The 16,029-nt window shown below is 54.8% G+C and carries 14 protein-coding genes; 13 read left to right on the top strand and 1 reads right to left on the bottom strand.

Annotated features, from left to right (window positions below; translation table 11 throughout):
* Position 1: 1 nt before the first annotated feature.
* Positions 2 to 1,270, bottom strand: a complete 1,269-nt coding sequence (gene rhlB / locus AC27FC_RS22395; protein WP_023309646.1) for an ATP-dependent RNA helicase RhlB — start codon at positions 1,268 to 1,270, stop codon at positions 2 to 4.
* Positions 1,271 to 1,414: 144 nt separating this feature from the next.
* Between rhlB and trxA the strand changes: the two genes are divergently transcribed.
* The 13 genes from trxA (at position 1,415) to thrP (ending at position 16,023) form a co-directional block, all read left to right on the top strand.
* Positions 1,415 to 1,744, top strand: a complete 330-nt coding sequence (gene trxA, locus AC27FC_RS22390) for a thioredoxin TrxA (protein ID WP_006179218.1) — start codon at positions 1,415 to 1,417, stop codon at positions 1,742 to 1,744.
* Between the two features lie 345 nt (positions 1,745 to 2,089).
* The gene (gene rho, locus AC27FC_RS22385) at positions 2,090 to 3,349 is read left to right on the top strand and encodes a transcription termination factor Rho (protein WP_008501566.1); all 1,260 of its coding nucleotides are present in this window, start codon (positions 2,090 to 2,092) and stop codon (positions 3,347 to 3,349) included.
* Positions 3,350 to 3,591: 242 nt separating this feature from the next.
* Positions 3,592 to 4,695: a UDP-N-acetylglucosamine--undecaprenyl-phosphate N-acetylglucosaminephosphotransferase gene (gene wecA / locus AC27FC_RS22380; RefSeq protein ID WP_023309645.1), complete on the top strand. Its 1,104-nt coding sequence runs from the start codon at positions 3,592 to 3,594 to the stop codon at positions 4,693 to 4,695.
* A gap of 13 nt (positions 4,696 to 4,708) precedes the next feature.
* Positions 4,709 to 5,755 (top strand): ECA polysaccharide chain length modulation protein, encoded by a 1,047-nt coding sequence (gene wzzE, locus AC27FC_RS22375; RefSeq protein ID WP_033146914.1) that lies wholly within the window; start codon positions 4,709 to 4,711, stop codon positions 5,753 to 5,755.
* A 56-nt stretch (positions 5,756 to 5,811) separates the two neighbouring features.
* Positions 5,812 to 6,942, top strand: a complete 1,131-nt coding sequence (gene wecB / locus AC27FC_RS22370) for a non-hydrolyzing UDP-N-acetylglucosamine 2-epimerase (RefSeq protein ID WP_065423117.1) — start codon at positions 5,812 to 5,814, stop codon at positions 6,940 to 6,942.
* Positions 6,939 to 8,201, top strand: coding sequence for a UDP-N-acetyl-D-mannosamine dehydrogenase (gene wecC, locus AC27FC_RS22365; RefSeq protein WP_033146912.1), 1,263 nt, complete (start codon positions 6,939 to 6,941; stop codon positions 8,199 to 8,201). Before wecB ends, wecC begins: the two co-directional genes overlap by 4 nt.
* Complete coding sequence (gene rffC, locus AC27FC_RS22360; protein WP_033146911.1) at positions 8,198 to 8,875, top strand: dTDP-4-amino-4,6-dideoxy-D-galactose acyltransferase; 678 nt, start codon at positions 8,198 to 8,200, stop codon at positions 8,873 to 8,875. Before wecC ends, rffC begins: the two co-directional genes overlap by 4 nt.
* A 4-nt stretch (positions 8,876 to 8,879) precedes the next feature.
* The gene (gene rffA, locus AC27FC_RS22355) at positions 8,880 to 10,010 is read left to right on the top strand and encodes a dTDP-4-amino-4,6-dideoxygalactose transaminase (protein ID WP_023309640.1); all 1,131 of its coding nucleotides are present in this window, start codon (positions 8,880 to 8,882) and stop codon (positions 10,008 to 10,010) included.
* Position 10,011: 1 nt separating this feature from the next.
* Positions 10,012 to 11,262 carry a lipid III flippase WzxE gene (gene wzxE / locus AC27FC_RS22350; protein WP_045888450.1) on the top strand — a complete coding sequence of 417 codons (1,251 nt, stop codon included), beginning with the start codon at positions 10,012 to 10,014 and terminating at the stop codon, positions 11,260 to 11,262.
* On the top strand, positions 11,259 to 12,338 hold the full coding sequence (locus tag AC27FC_RS22345; RefSeq protein WP_196355220.1) for a TDP-N-acetylfucosamine:lipid II N-acetylfucosaminyltransferase: 1,080 nt from the start codon (positions 11,259 to 11,261) through the stop codon (positions 12,336 to 12,338). The genes wzxE and AC27FC_RS22345 overlap by 4 nt, the downstream gene beginning before the upstream one ends.
* Positions 12,335 to 13,687, top strand: a complete 1,353-nt coding sequence (wzyE, locus tag AC27FC_RS22340) for an ECA oligosaccharide polymerase (RefSeq protein ID WP_033146908.1) — start codon at positions 12,335 to 12,337, stop codon at positions 13,685 to 13,687. The genes AC27FC_RS22345 and wzyE overlap by 4 nt, the downstream gene beginning before the upstream one ends.
* A gap of 12 nt (positions 13,688 to 13,699) precedes the next feature.
* Positions 13,700 to 14,440: a lipopolysaccharide N-acetylmannosaminouronosyltransferase gene (gene wecG / locus AC27FC_RS22335; RefSeq protein ID WP_196355219.1), complete on the top strand. Its 741-nt coding sequence runs from the start codon at positions 13,700 to 13,702 to the stop codon at positions 14,438 to 14,440.
* Between the two features lie 197 nt (positions 14,441 to 14,637).
* On the top strand, positions 14,638 to 16,023 hold the full coding sequence (gene thrP, locus AC27FC_RS22330) for a bifunctional threonine/serine APC transporter ThrP (protein ID WP_232960355.1): 1,386 nt from the start codon (positions 14,638 to 14,640) through the stop codon (positions 16,021 to 16,023).
* Positions 16,024 to 16,029: the final 6 nt, after the last annotated feature.

The following is a 16,029-nucleotide window of genomic DNA, read 5'->3' as shown; positions in this document are numbered from 1 at the left end:
CTTAACCTGAACGACGACGATTACGCGGCGCGCCACCTGAACGACGCGGACCATTGCCGGAGCGTGGGCGGGTTAGACGCTTAGGCGGCGGCAGTTCGCTTAACAGCGCTTCCGGATTGTATTTGCTCTGCGGAATAGAGTGACCGATATACGTCTCAATGGCTGGAAGATTCAGCGCATACTCTTCACACGCAAGGCTTATCGAGTGACCGCTTGCGCCCGCACGACCGGTACGACCGATACGGTGTACGTAGTCTTCGCAGTCGTCTGGCAGATCGTAGTTAAAGACGTGCGTCACGGCTGGAATGTGCAGACCACGAGCAGCAACGTCGGTTGCGACCAGAATATCGAGATCGCCACGGGTAAACTCTTCCAGAATACGCAGGCGTTTTTTCTGCGCCACGTCGCCGGTCAGCAGACCAACACGGTGACCGTCTGCAGCCAGATGGCCCCAGATGTCTTCACAACGGTGTTTAGTGTTCGCGAAGATAATGGCGCGATCTGGCCACTCTTCTTCGATCAGCGTTTGCAGCAGACGCATTTTCTCTTCATTGGAAGGGTAGAAGAGCTCTTCTTTAATGCGGTGACCCGTTTTCTGCTCCGGTTCCACTTCGACATATTCGGCGTTGTTCATCTGTTCGAACGCCAGCTCGCGTACGCGATAAGAAAGGGTAGCGGAGAACAGCATGTTCAGACGCTGATTGGCCGGCGGCATGCGGCGGAACAGCCAGCGAATGTCTTTAATGAAGCCCAGATCGTACATGCGGTCAGCTTCATCGAGCACTACAACCTGGATTGCGCCGAGGTTAATGTGGTTCTGTTTGGCGTAATCGATAAGACGGCCGGTGGTACCGATCAGGATATCCACACCGCTTTCCAGCACTTTCAGCTGTTTATCGTAGCCGTCGCCGCCATAGGCCAGGCCAAGCTTCAGTCCGGTAGACTGCGCCAGGGGTTCAGCGTCTGCGTGGATCTGTACCGCCAGTTCTCGCGTCGGGGCCATAATTAGCGCGCGCGGCTGGTTAACTTTGCGGTCTGCAATCGCTGGGTGAGAAAGTAAATAATGAAACGTTGACGTTAAAAACGCCATCGTTTTGCCGGTACCGGTTTGCGCCTGCCCGGCAACATCGCGACCGGCCAGCGTCAGCGGCAGCGCGAGGGCCTGAATGGGCGTGCAGTTATGAAACCCTTTATTTTCAAGGGCTTCAATCACCTTCGGGTGCAGCGCGAAGTCGGAAAACTTCTGTTCTGTTAAATGTGTTTTGCTCATAGTGTGGTAGAATATCAGCTTACTATTGCTTTACGAAAGCGTATCCGGTGAAATAAAGTCAACCTTTAGTTGGTTAATGCGACATCAACACGTCGTTGGTGGAGACAAAACCAACGTACCAGGCTTATTCCTGTGGAGTTATATATGAGCGATAAAATTATTCACCTGACTGACGACAGTTTTGACACGGACGTACTTAAGGCTGACGGGCTGATCCTCGTCGATTTCTGGGCTGAATGGTGTGGTCCTTGCAAAATGATCGCCCCGATTCTGGATGAGATCGCTGACGAATATCAGGGCAAACTGACCGTTGCCAAGCTGAACATCGACCAGAACCCGGGCACCGCACCAAAATACGGTATCCGTGGCATCCCAACCCTTCTGCTGTTCAAAAACGGCGAAGTGGCAGCGACCAAAGTGGGCGCGCTGTCCAAAGGTCAACTGAAAGAGTTCCTGGACGCTAACCTGGCGTAAGGTTTCTCCGCTGTGCGTTCAGAGCTCCCGGCTAAATGATGTGGAACTCTGGACGCCCGGCTGAAGTCGTGCTAAGTTAGCTATGACTTCGTTTTAAACATATCTTGTTGTTTGAATCTTGTTTTACCCGATACTTCCCGTTGTTAACATGAACAGTGCGTGAAGTGGCTAAATTCCGGGCTTGTCACTCAATCCGTCTTGTCGTTTCAGTTCTGCGTTCTTTCCCTGTGACCAGACAGCGAACAGACATGAGTTGATGGCCGCTAAACAGGCATGGATGACCCTGCCATACCATTCACAACATTAAGTTCGAGAATCACCCCGAGTTTAAGAACCCACACCATTATGAATCTTACCGAATTAAAGAATACGCCGGTTTCTGAGCTGATCACTCTCGGCGAAAATATGGGACTGGAAAACCAGGCCCGTATGCGCAAGCAGGACATCATTTTCGCCATCCTGAAGCAGCACGCTAAGAGTGGCGAAGATATCTTTGGCGACGGTGTGCTGGAGATATTGCAAGACGGATTTGGTTTCCTCCGCTCTGCAGACAGCTCCTACCTCGCCGGCCCTGACGACATCTACGTATCCCCCAGCCAAATCCGCCGTTTCAACCTCCGCACTGGTGACACCATTTCAGGTAAGATTCGTCCTCCTAAAGAGGGTGAACGCTACTTTGCGCTGTTGAAAGTCAATGAAGTTAACTTCGACAAACCGGAAAACTCGCGTAATAAGATCCTCTTTGAGAACTTAACGCCGCTGCACGCGAACTCTCGCCTGCGCATGGAGCGTGGTAACGGTTCAACTGAAGACTTAACCGCGCGTGTTCTGGATCTGGCATCACCAATTGGTCGCGGCCAGCGTGGTCTGATTGTGGCACCGCCGAAGGCGGGTAAAACCATGCTGCTGCAGAACATCGCGCAGAGCATCGCTTATAACCACCCAGACTGCGTGCTGATGGTGCTGCTGATCGACGAACGTCCGGAAGAAGTGACCGAGATGCAGCGTCTGGTTAAAGGTGAAGTGGTTGCTTCTACCTTCGACGAACCGGCATCTCGCCACGTTCAGGTTGCGGAAATGGTTATCGAGAAGGCGAAACGCCTGGTTGAGCACAAGAAAGACGTGATCATCCTGCTTGACTCCATCACCCGTCTGGCGCGTGCCTACAACACCGTCGTTCCTGCGTCAGGTAAAGTGCTGACCGGTGGTGTGGATGCTAACGCCCTGCATCGCCCGAAACGCTTCTTCGGTGCCGCACGTAACGTGGAAGAGGGCGGCAGCCTGACCATCATCGCGACGGCGCTGATCGATACCGGTTCTAAAATGGACGAAGTAATTTACGAAGAATTTAAAGGTACAGGTAACATGGAACTGCATCTTTCTCGTAAAATCGCTGAAAAACGCGTCTTCCCGGCTATCGACTACAACCGTTCCGGTACCCGTAAAGAAGAGCTGCTCACCACGCAGGAAGAGCTGCAGAAAATGTGGATCCTGCGCAAAATCATCCATCCAATGGGTGAAATTGACGCGATGGAGTTCCTCATTAACAAACTGGCGATGACCAAAACTAACGACGATTTCTTCGACATGATGAAGCGCTCGTAACGCAAATAAAGCCAGCGAACGCCACGTTTTTACGTGGCGTTTTTCTTTTATGGACTATACGCTAGTACCATCTACTCCCAATTTTGACCGGTCGGTGCGACAATAGGGTCGTTTGTGCAGCTAAAGAAATAATTGATTGAAAAATATACAAAGGGAGTAGTCAGAAGCCATCTTTATTACTTCTGAGGCTGTGGCTTCATGGTTATACTTCCGGGACTAACATTTGTTGAGAGCAATCCATTGTGAATCTATTCACCGCCGTTACTGAACTGATCAGTATTTTTTTATTCACAACCTGTTTTTTGTTCATTGCGCGCAAGGTGGCAAAACGAATAGGGTTGGTGGATAAGCCAAATTTTCGTAAACGCCATCAGGGACTTATTCCTTTAGTCGGCGGGATTTCTGTTTACGCAGGGATTTGCTTCACGTTTGGTATTGCCGATTATTATATCCCGCATGCCGCCCTCTACATTGCCTGCGCCGGTGTCCTGGTGTTAGTCGGGGCCCTTGATGACCGGTTCGATATTGCGGTGAAAATACGCGCTACCGTTCAGGCGGCCATTGGCGTGGTGATGATGGTAGTGGGCGGACTGTATCTGCGAAGCCTCGGCTATGTATTTGGCCCCTGGGAGTTAGTCCTGGGTCCATTTGGCTTCTTCCTGACACTCTTTGCCGTCTGGGCGGCAATCAATGCTTTCAACATGGTGGATGGCATTGACGGCCTGCTCGGTGGGTTGTCGTCCGTCTCGTTCGCCGCAATCGGCATTATTTTATGGTTTGATGGTCAGTACAGTCTGGCAATGTGGTGTTTTGCCATGATTGCCGCCATTCTGCCTTATATCCTCCTAAACCTCGGTGTGCTGGGCCGTCGCTATAAAGTCTTTATGGGAGACGCGGGTAGTACGCTGATTGGTTTTACGGTTATCTGGATCCTGCTTGAAACCACACAGGGTCAAACCCATCCGATAAGCCCCGTAACCGCGCTGTGGATTATTGCCATTCCATTAATGGATATGGTGGCGATTATGTATCGCCGCCTGCGCAAAGGGATGAGTCCTTTCTCTCCTGACCGCCAACATATTCATCATCTCATCATGCGTGCGGGTTTTACTTCTCGTCAGGCGTTTGTGCTGATTACTCTGGCCGCCGCTATTTTGGCCGCGATTGGTGTAGCTGCAGAATATTCTCATATTATTCCTGAGTGGGTTATGTTGGCATTATTCTTGCTGGCATTTTTCCTGTACGGCTACTGCATTAAACGCGCATGGAAAGTGGCGCGATTTATTAAACGTCTTAAACGCAGGATGCGTCGTAACAGTGGCAAAAACACAACATTAACTAAGTAAAACCGGGACTATGATGACTCAACCGTTGGCGGGAGCGAAATCAGTGGTAACTGAGAATGAACTGGATATTCGGGGTTTGTTTCGCGTGTTATGGGCAGGCAAACTTTGGATTGCGGGGATCGCGCTGGGGTTTGCACTGTTAGCGCTGGCCTATACGTTCTTTGCAAAACAAGAGTGGAGCGCCACGGCAATCACAGACAAGCCAACGGTTAACATGCTCGGGGGATACTATTCCCAGCAGCAATTCCTGCGTAACCTGGACATCAAAGCCAGTCTTGCAACGCCAGACCAGGCTTCCGTTATGGATGAAGCCTATAAAGAGTTTGTGATGCAGCTGGCTTCGTGGGATACCCGCCGCGATTTCTGGTCCCAGACGGATTACTACAAGCAGCGCCGGGTTGATAATACAAAAGCCGACGCCGCCCTGCTGGACGATCTGATTAACAATATTCAGTTTATGCCGGGCGACGCGCTGCGTAACGTGAATGACAGCGTCAAGCTGATTGCAGAAACCGCGCCGGATGCCAACAACCTGTTGCGTCAGTACGTCGCGTTTGCCAGCCAGCGTGCCGCAAGCCATCTTAACGAAGAGCTTAAAGGTGCCTGGGCGGCTCGTACCATCCAGATGAAAGCCCAGGTGAAACGTCAGGAAGAGGTGGCGAATACCATTTTCGGTCGCCGCGTGCATAACATTGAGCAGGCGCTGAAAATTGCGGAACAGCGCAATATTTCCCGTACTGAGACTGACGTGCCGGCCGATGAGCTGCCTGATTCAGAGATGTTCCTCCTTGGTCGCCCTATGTTGCAGGCGCGTCTGGAAAACCTCCAGGCCGTCGGTCCTGATTTTGACCTCGATTACGATCAAAATCGCGCGATGCTCAATACGCTTAATGTAGGTCCATCTCTGGACCCGCGTTTTCAGACCTATCGTTATTTGCGAACGCCTGAAGAACCTGTAAAACGCGATAGTCCGCGTCGTGCATTCCTGATGATTATGTGGGGGATTGTAGGCGCACTGACGGGCGCTGGCGTGGCGTTAACGCGTCGTCGCAAAAACTAAGAACGCCGTCTACGATGAAGGCTGCGGCCTTCATCGCCTAATCGAAGAGAATCGATGTGAAAGTACTAACCGTATTTGGCACCAGGCCGGAGGCCATTAAGATGGCACCTCTGGTTCATGCGCTGGCCTGCGATCCTGATATTGAAGCGAAAGTGTGCGTCACTGCCCAACACCGTGAGATGCTCGATCAGGTTTTAACGCTCTTCTCCATCGTCCCGGATTACGACCTTAATATTATGAAACCGGGGCAAGGATTAACGGAGATAACCTGTCGCATTCTGCAAGAGCTTAAGCCGATCCTGGAGTCATTCAAGCCTGACGTGGTGCTGGTTCACGGTGACACCACCACAACCGTGGCGACAAGCCTGGCCGCGTTTTACCAGCGAATTCCTGTGGGGCATGTTGAGGCGGGTCTGCGTACCGGCAATCTTTATTCGCCGTGGCCGGAGGAGGCCAACCGCACGTTAACGGGTCATCTGGCGATGTACCACTTTGCGCCAACGGAAAACTCCCGTCAGAACCTGCTGCGTGAAAATATCGCCGATAACAAAATCTTTGTGACCGGCAATACGGTCATTGACGCGTTAATTTGGGTACGTGACCGCGTCCTGGCAAATAGCGAGCTTCAGAAAGAGCTCGCTGCCCGCTATCCGTTCCTTCACAACGGTAAAAAAACCATTCTGGTTACTGGCCACCGTCGCGAAAGCTTTGGCCGGGGTTTCGAGCAAATCTGTCACGCGCTGGCTGAAATCGCCGCGCAGAACGATGATGTGCAAATTGTCTATCCAGTACACCTTAACCCTAACGTCAGCGAGCCGGTTAACCGGATCCTGGGCCATGTCGACAATGTCCTTCTGATTGAACCTCAGGACTACATGCCGTTTGTCTGGCTGATGAACCACGCCTGGCTGATCCTCACCGATTCCGGCGGAATTCAGGAAGAAGCGCCATCCCTCGGCAAACCGGTGCTGGTGATGCGTGAAACGACCGAACGTCCGGAAGCCGTCAAAGCCGGTACGGTGCGGCTGGTCGGCACCAACGCGCAGCTCATCGTCGAAGAGGTCACGCGCCTGCTGCATGACGATGAAGCGTATCAGGCGATGAGCCGGGCCCATAACCCGTACGGAGACGGGCAGGCTTGTGGCCGTATTTTGCATGCACTTAAACACAATCGGGTATCGCTATGAGTTTTACTACCATCTCGGTCATCGGTCTTGGCTACATTGGCTTGCCTACTGCGGCCGCGTTTGCCTCTCGTCAGAAACAGGTTGTCGGTGTGGATATCAACGCACGGGCGGTAGAAACCATTAACCGTGGTGAGATTCATATTGTGGAGCCCGATCTTGACCGCGTGGTGAAAGAGGCGGTGGAGGGGGGCTTCCTGCGTGCCAGCACGACGCCAGTTGAAGCGGATGCCTACCTGATTGCCGTCCCTACCCCGTTTAAAGGTGACCACGAGCCCGACATGGCATTCGTCGAGGCGGCGGCAAAATCCATCGCGCCTGTGCTGAAGAAAGGGGCGCTGGTGATCCTGGAATCGACCTCTCCGGTCGGCGCTACCGAGCAGATGGCACAGTGGCTGGCCGACGCGCGCCCTGATTTAAGCTTCCCGCAGCAGGCGGGTGAACAGGCGGATATCAACATCGCTTACTGTCCGGAGCGCGTGTTACCGGGTCAGGTGATGGTCGAACTGATTAAAAACGACCGCGTCATTGGCGGTATGACGCCCGTCTGTTCCGAACGTGCCAGCGCGCTGTACAAGATTTTCCTGGAAGGTGAATGCGTGGTGACCAACTCCCGCACCGCCGAGATGTGCAAGCTGACGGAAAACAGCTTCCGCGACGTCAATATCGCCTTTGCGAACGAACTGTCGCTGATCTGTGCCGATCAGGGGATTAACGTCTGGGAACTGATTAGTCTGGCGAATCGCCATCCGCGCGTGAACATTCTCCAGCCAGGTCCGGGCGTGGGCGGACACTGTATCGCCGTCGACCCGTGGTTTATCGTGGCGCAAAATCCGGCGCAGGCGCGTCTGATTCGCACCGCGCGTGAAGTGAACGACAGCAAGCCTCACTGGGTGCTCAATCAGGTTAAAGCGACGGTAGCGGATTGTCTGGCAGAGAGCGGCAAGCGCGCCAGCGAGCTGAAAATTGCCTGCTTTGGTCTGGCATTCAAACCCAATATTGACGATCTGCGTGAAAGCCCGGCGATGGAAATTGCCGAGATGATTGCCGAATGGCACAAGGGTGAAACGCTGGTGGTTGAGCCGAATATCCATGAATTACCGGCAAAACTGGCGGGGCACTGCACGCTGACGGCGCTGGACGACGCGCTGGCGACGGCGGATGTGCTGGTGCTGCTGGTAGATCATAAAGAGTTTAAAGCGACGTCCGGCGATGCCGTTCGTCAGCAGTATATTGTGGATACCAAAGGTGTCTGGCGTTGAACAGCCTGAATGGGGTGCTCGAGTCCCTGCAGTGGGAGAGTGCCTTTTTCGGCCTGCCGTCGGCCATCGTGCGTCTGCGCGATGACGCGCCGGTGCTGGCTGAACCGGATTTTATCGCCTGGCAACGGGTGCAGGCTAAGATCCCGACGGAGCGTGCCGATCTGCTTGATGCGCTGCAGCAACACGGCTTTCAGCTGGTTGAAGGTGAGGTAGACCTTTCCATTACCCTTACCCGGCACGATGCGTCCGGCGCGGAAATTGCAACAGAGCAGGACATCCCCGCGCTGCGTCAGATGGCGGCCCAGGCATTTGCTCAGAGCCGCTTTCGTGCGCCCTGGTATGCGCCTGACGATAGCGGACGTTTCTATGCCCAGTGGATAGAAAATGCGGTCAAAGGCACCTTTGACCACGTCTGCCTGGTTTTTCGAGCAGGGGACGGTCAAATCCAGGGGTTCGTCTCGCTGCGTAAGCTCAACGAGCGCGAGGCGCGTATCGGCTTATTAGCCGGGCGCGGCATGGGTGAGAAACTCATGCAGGCGGCGCTGCACTGGGCGCAGCAGCAACAGCTTGTGACGCTGCGGGTCGCGACCCAACTGGGCAACACCGCCGCGCTTAAACGTTATATTGCGAGTGGTGCCAACATCGACGCCACCGCCTACTGGTTATACAGGTGACAAGATGATTCCATTTAACGCACCACCCGTTGTCGGAACTGAACTCGACTATATGCAGTCTGCCATGGGCAGCGGCAAACTCTGCGGTGACGGCGGTTTTACCCGTCGCTGTCAGCAGTGGATGGAACAGCGTTTTCGCAGCGCCAAAGTGCTGCTGACCCCATCCTGTACGGCATCGCTGGAAATGGCGGCGCTGCTGCTGGATATCCAGCCCGGTGATGAAGTGATTATGCCGAGCTATACCTTCGTTTCCACCGCAAACGCCTTTGTCCTGCGCGGAGCGAAAATCGTCTTTGTGGATATCCGTCCGGATACCATGAACATTGATGAGACGCTGATTGAAGCGGCGATCACCGACAAAACGCGCGCGATCGTGCCGGTTCACTACGCGGGCGTGGCCTGTGAAATGGACACCATCATGGCCATCGCCAAAAAACATAATCTGTTCGTGGTGGAAGATGCCGCGCAGGGCGTGATGTCCACCTACAAGGGACGCGCGCTGGGCACGATCGGCCACATTGGCTGCTTTAGCTTCCACGAAACCAAAAACTACACGGCGGGTGGAGAAGGTGGCGCGACGCTGATTAACGACCGGGCTCTCGTGGAGCGTGCGGAAGTGATCCGCGAAAAAGGCACCAACCGCAGCCAGTTCTTCCGGGGACAGGTAGATAAATACACCTGGCGCGATATCGGCTCCAGCTATCTGATGGCGGATCTGCAGGCGGCGTATCTGTGGGCGCAGCTGGAAGCGGCGGAACGTATCAACCTTCAGCGTCTTTCCCTGTGGCAAACGTATTACGATGCGCTTGAGCCTCTGGCCAAAGCCGGGCGTATTGAGCTGCCGACCATCCCGGCAGATTGCGTCCACAACGCGCATATGTTCTACATCAAGCTGCGCGATAACGACGACCGCAGCGAGCTCATCGCCTGGCTGAAAGAGGCCGAAATTATGGCGGTGTTCCACTACATCCCGCTGCACTCCAGCCCGGCCGGCGAAGCGTTTGGCACGTTCGCGGGTGAAGATCGTTACACCACCAAAGAAAGTGAGCGTTTGCTTCGCCTGCCACTGTTCTACAACCTCGCGCCTGTTAACCAGCGTACGGTAATTAATACCCTTCTGAGTTATTTCGGCTGATATGTCTCTGGCAAAAGCATCGGTGTGGACCGCCGCGTCCACGCTTGTAAAAATTGGCGCCGGGCTGCTGGTCGTCAAGCTGTTGGCCGTCTCATTTGGCCCCTCTGGTGTGGGGCTGGCGGGTAATTTCCGCCAGCTTGTCACCGTCCTTGGCGTGCTGGCCGGTGCCGGTATCTTCAACGGCGTCACCAAATACGTTGCGCAGTATCACGATGATGCGGCTCAGCTGCGCAGAGTGGTGGGTACCTCTTCGGCGATGGTCACGGGTTTTTCGACCCTGATGGCGATTGTCTTTCTGCTGGCGGCGGCGCCCATCAGTCAGGGATTGTTCGGTCATACCCATTATCAGGGGCTGGTGCGTCTGGTCGCGTTGGTTCAGATGGGTATTGCCTGGGCTAACCTGCTGCTGGCGCTGATGAAAGGTTTTCGTGATGCCGCCGGGAACGCGCTTGCCTTAATCCTGGGCAGCGTCATCGGCGTGATTGCCTATTACTTTTGCTATCGCCTGGGCGGCTATGAAGGCGCACTGCTGGGGCTGGCGCTGGTCCCGGCACTGGTTGTTGTGCCTGCGGCATTTATGCTGATGCGTCGGGGCGTCATCCCTCTGAGCTACCTGAAACCGCAATGGGACACGATGCTTGCCAGCCAGCTGGGTAAATTTACCCTGATGGCGCTCATCACCTCCGTCACGCTGCCGGTGGCCTACGTGATGATGCGAAACCTGCTGGCGGCACATTATAGCTGGGATGAGGTGGGGATCTGGCAGGGCGTAAGCAGTATTTCCGACGCCTATCTCCAGTTTATTACGGCTTCCTTTAGCGTTTACCTGCTGCCAACCTTATCGCGTCTGACGTCCAGACAGGATATTACCCGTGAGATTTTCCGATCGCTGCGCTTTGTGCTGCCAGCCGTCGCGGCGGCCAGCTTTACCGTCTGGCTACTGCGCGATGTCGCCATCTGGCTGCTGTTCTCGGCGAAGTTCACCGCCATGCGCGATCTCTTTGCCTGGCAGCTGGTGGGTGATGTACTGAAAGTGGGTGCTTACGTTTTTGGCTATCTGGTGATTGCAAAAGCGTCCCTGCGGATGTATATCCTGGCGGAAATTAGCCAGTTTGCGTTACTGACAGCATTTTCACACTGGCTGATACCCGCGCACGGTGCGCTGGGGGCGGCTCAGGCCTACATGGCAACCTATATCGTTTATTTCGCCGCCTGTTGCGGCGTATTTTTATTGTGGCGTAAACGCGCATGACTGCACTGATTCACATCCTGGGATCGGATATCCCACACCATAACCAGACCGTTTTGCGGTTCTTCAACGACGAGCTGGCATCGGGTAATCCTGATGCGCGTGAGTTTATGGTTGCAGGTCAGGATAAGGGCCTGAGCGAGGCGTTTCCGGCGCTGACGATTCGCTTCTGGCCGGATAAGGCCGCGCTGGCGAAGGCGGTCGTTGCCAGAGCCAAGGCGGATCGTAAGCAACGTTTCTTTTTCCACGGGCAGTTCAATACCGGCCTGTGGCTGGCACTGCTCAGCGGGGGGATTAAACCCTCCCAGTGCAGCTGGCATATCTGGGGAGCCGATCTCTACGAAGTCTCCCGCGGCTGGAAATTCCGTCTTTTCTATCCGCTGCGCCGCATGGCGCAGGGGCGCGTGGGCTGCGTGTTTGCCACCCGAGGCGATCTCAACTATTTTGCTAAACAGCACCCGAACGTGCGCGGAGAATTACTCTATTTCCCAACCCGCATGGATCCGGCGCTGAACGCCATGGCGAATGACGCGGTGCGTGAAGGCAAGCTAACGATCCTGGTGGGGAATTCCGGCGATCGCAGTAACGAACACGTCGCAGCGCTCAGGGCGGTGCATCAGCAGTTTGGCGACACGGTGAACGTGGTGGTGCCGATGGGCTATCCCGCCAACAACGACGCCTATATTGCTGAGGTTCGCCAGCAGGGACTTGCGCTGTTTAGTGCAGAAAATCTGCACATCCTCAGCGATAAGCTGGAATTTGATGAGTATCTTGCGCTGCTAAGAAAATGCGATCTTGGCTATTTCATCTTCGCCCGACAGCAGGGAATCGGCACGCTGTGTCTGCTGATTCAGGCGGGTGTACCGTGCGTGCTCAACCGCGACAACCCGTTCTGGCAGGACATGGCCGAGCAGCATATTCCGGTGCTGTTTACCTCAGACACGCTGAATGTCGAGGTGGTACGGGAAGCCCAACGCCAGCTCACGCTGGTGGATAAAAATAGCATCGATTTTTTCAGCCCGAATTACCTCACGCCGTGGCATCGCGCGCTGCGTATCGCTTCAGGAGACAAAGCATGAGTCAGTTGCAATTCAGCGGCTTACTGGTTGTCTGGCTTCTGAGCGCCCTGTTTATCGCCACGCTTACCTGGTTTGAATTCCGCCGGGTGCGGTTCAACTTTAACGTATTCTTCTCGTTACTGTTTCTGCTGACCTTCTTTTTCGGCTTCCCGCTGACCAGCATTCTGGTCTTCCGTTTTGACGTGAGCGTCGCACCGCCGGAAATCCTGCTCCAGGCGCTTCTGGCGGCGACCTGCTTCTATGCCGTCTACTACGTCACCTATAAAACGCGTCTGCGTTCAGCGCAGGCTGCAGTCCCGCGTCGGCCGCTTTTTACCATGAATCGGGTGGAAACCCACCTGACGTGGGTGATGCTGATGACCATCGCCCTGGTCAGCGTCGGTATCTTCTTCATGCATAACGGCTTTCTGCTGTTTAAGCTCCACTCCTACAGCCAGATTTTTTCGGCCGAAGTCTCGGGCGTGGCGCTTAAGCGTTTCTTCTATTTCTTCATCCCGGCGATGCTGGTGGTCTTTTTCCTGCGTCAGGACAGCAAAGCGTGGCTGTTCTTTCTGGTCAGCACCGTCGCGTTTGGCATTCTGACCTACATGATTGTGGGCGGCACGCGCGCGAACATCATCATCGCCTTCGCCATATTCCTGTTTATCGGCATCATCCGCGGCTGGATCTCGCTGTGGATGCTGGTTGCGGCAGGCGTGTTTGGCATTGTCGGGATGTTCTGGCTGGCGCTGAAGCGCTACGGGATGAACGTGGCGGGCGATGAGGCGTTTTACACGTTCCTCTACCTGACGCGCGATACCTTCTCGCCGTGGGAAAACCTGGCATTGCTGCTGCAAAACTACGACAAGATTGATTTCCAGGGGCTGGCGCCGATTGTTCGCGACTTCTACGTCTTTATCCCTTCCTGGCTATGGCCGGACCGGCCCGGCGTGGTGCTTAACACGGCGAATTACTTTACCTGGGAAGTGCTGAACAACCATTCCGGTCTGGCAATCTCGCCAACGCTGATTGGTTCCCTGGTGGTGATGGGGGGGGCGTGGTTCATTCTGCCCGGGGCGGTTGCCGTGGGGCTGATTATCAAGTGGTTCGACTGGCTTTACCTGCGCGGCAACGAAGAGACCAACCGCTATAAAGCCGCCATTTTGCACAGTTTCTGCTTTGGTGCCATTTTCAATATGATCGTTCTGGCGCGCGAAGGGCTGGACTCGTTCGTTTCGCGCGTGGTGTTCTTCATGGTCGTTTTCGGCCTCTGCCTGTTGCTGGCCAAACTGCTGTACTGGCTGTTTGACAGCGCAGGGCTCGTGCACAAGCGCGAGCGGCAGGGCAGCACAACGCTGTCGCAAGTCTGAGTAAGGATAGTAATGACTGATAAAATTTCTGCACCGCGCTACGCGCTACGTGGCCTGCAGCTTATTGGCTGGCGCGACATGCAGCACGCGCTGGACTTTCTGTTCGCCGACAGCCAGATGAAATCCGGTACGCTGGTGGCCATCAACGCGGAAAAAATGCTGGCGGTTGAGGATAATGCGGAAGTCAAAAGCCTGATTGAAGCGGCTGAATTTAAATACGCGGACGGGATCAGCGTGGTCCGCTCTATCCGTAAAAAGTATCCTGACGCTAATGTATCCCGCGTGGCGGGGGCCGATCTCTGGGAGCAGCTTATGGCCCGGGCAGGTGCGCAGGGTACGCCCGTGTTCCTGATTGGCGGAAAGCCGGAGATACTGGCCCAGACGGAGGAGAAACTGCGTCGTCAATGGAATGTTAATATTGTCGGCAGCCAGGATGGTTACTTCAAACCGGAAGATCGGCAGGCTCTGTTTGAGCGCGTTCGTGACAGCGGTGCGAAAATTGTCACCGTGGCGATGGGCTCCCCGCGCCAGGAGATCCTGATGCGCGACTGCCGTCTGGTCTGTCCTGATGCCCTCTACATGGGCGTCGGCGGCACGTACGACGTCTTTACCGGCCACGTTAAGCGTGCGCCAAAGGTCTGGCAAAATCTGGGGCTGGAGTGGCTGTACCGCCTGCTATCGCAACCGACGCGCATTAAACGACAGATCCGTCTGCTTCGCTACCTCGCCTGGCATTACACCGGGAAAATGTAATCAAAATGTAGCGCGATATGCTATTCGCGCTGCAACTCGCCTGCAAAACTGCTGATAATCTGTGCAATGCATTTATTTTTTTAATGCATCGTTTGCCATTTGGCAGATTTTAGGAAACCATTCGCTCCGTATTTTAGTACCCCTAAAAAACAATACCCGGTATTAAGCCGGGAAACAGCAAACACAATCGAGGATCTATGGCAGAGAAACAACCGGAGCTACAGCGTGGACTGGAAGCTCGTCATATTGAACTGATAGCGCTGGGCGGCACTATCGGCGTGGGCCTGTTTATGGGCTCCGCAAGCACGCTCAAATGGGCAGGCCCTTCCGTATTACTGGCGTATATTATCGCCGGGCTGTTTGTTTTCTTCATTATGCGTTCCATGGGCGAAATGCTCTTCCTGGAGCCGGTAACCGGCTCTTTCGCCGTTTACGCGCATCGCTATATGAGCCCCTTCTTCGGCTACCTGACGGCCTGGTCATACTGGTTTATGTGGATGGCGGTGGGCATCTCCGAGATCACCGCGATAGGGGTCTACGTCCAGTTCTGGTTCCCGGACATGGTCCAGTGGATACCCGCGCTCATTGCCGTGGGGCTGGTGGCGCTGGCAAACCTGGCCGCCGTGCGCCTTTACGGTGAAATTGAGTTCTGGTTCGCAATGATCAAAGTCACCACGATTATCGTGATGATTGTCGTCGGCCTGGGCGTGATTTTCTTCGGCTTTGGCAACGGTGGGCACGCTATCGGCTTTGGCAACCTGACCGAAAACGGCGGCTTCTTCGCCGGCGGCTGGAAGGGCTTCCTGACGGCGCTGTGTATCGTTGTGGCCTCGTATCAGGGCGTGGAGCTGATCGGTATTACCGCCGGTGAAGCGAAAAACCCGCAGGTCACGCTGCGTAGCGCGGTGGGCAAAGTGCTGTGGCGTATCCTGATTTTCTATGTGGGCGCGATCTTCGTCATCGTGACCATCTTCCCGTGGAACGAAATTGGCACGACGGGTAGCCCGTTTGTTTTAACCTTCGCCAAAATTGGTATCACGGCGGCGGCGGGTATCATCAACTTTGTGGTCCTGACGGCAGCGCTGTCAGGCTGTAACAGCGGGATGTACAGCTGCGGGCGTATGCTCTATGCGCTTTCGAAGAATAACCAGCTGCCTGCGGCGATGAATAAAGTCTCACGTGCCGGCGTACCGGTGGCGGGTGTGGCGGTCTCCATTGTAATCCTGCTGATTGGCTCTTGCCTGAATTACATCATTCCTAACCCGCAGCGCGTGTTCGTTTACGTCTACAGCGCCAGCGTACTGCCGGGCATGGTGCCGTGGTTTGTTATCCTCATCAGCCAGCTGCGTTTCCGTCATGCGCATAAAAAAGCGATTGAAAGCCATCCGTTCCGCTCAATTCTGTTCCCCTATGCGAACTATTTGACGATGGCGTTCCTGATTTGCGTATTAATCGGCATGTACTTTAATGAAGATACCCGCATGTCGCTGTTTGTCGGGATGATCTTCCTGGCGGCTGTAACGGCTGCATATAAGCTTTTTGGCCTGGGTCGCCGCGGCACCACGCAGAAAGTGGAGGAATAAGCGGCA

The organism is Enterobacter sp. C3_dUdeg (genome assembly GCF_057536195.1).
Note: the sequence above shows the minus strand (reverse complement) of the source record. Positions and strands in the feature narration are given on the sequence as shown.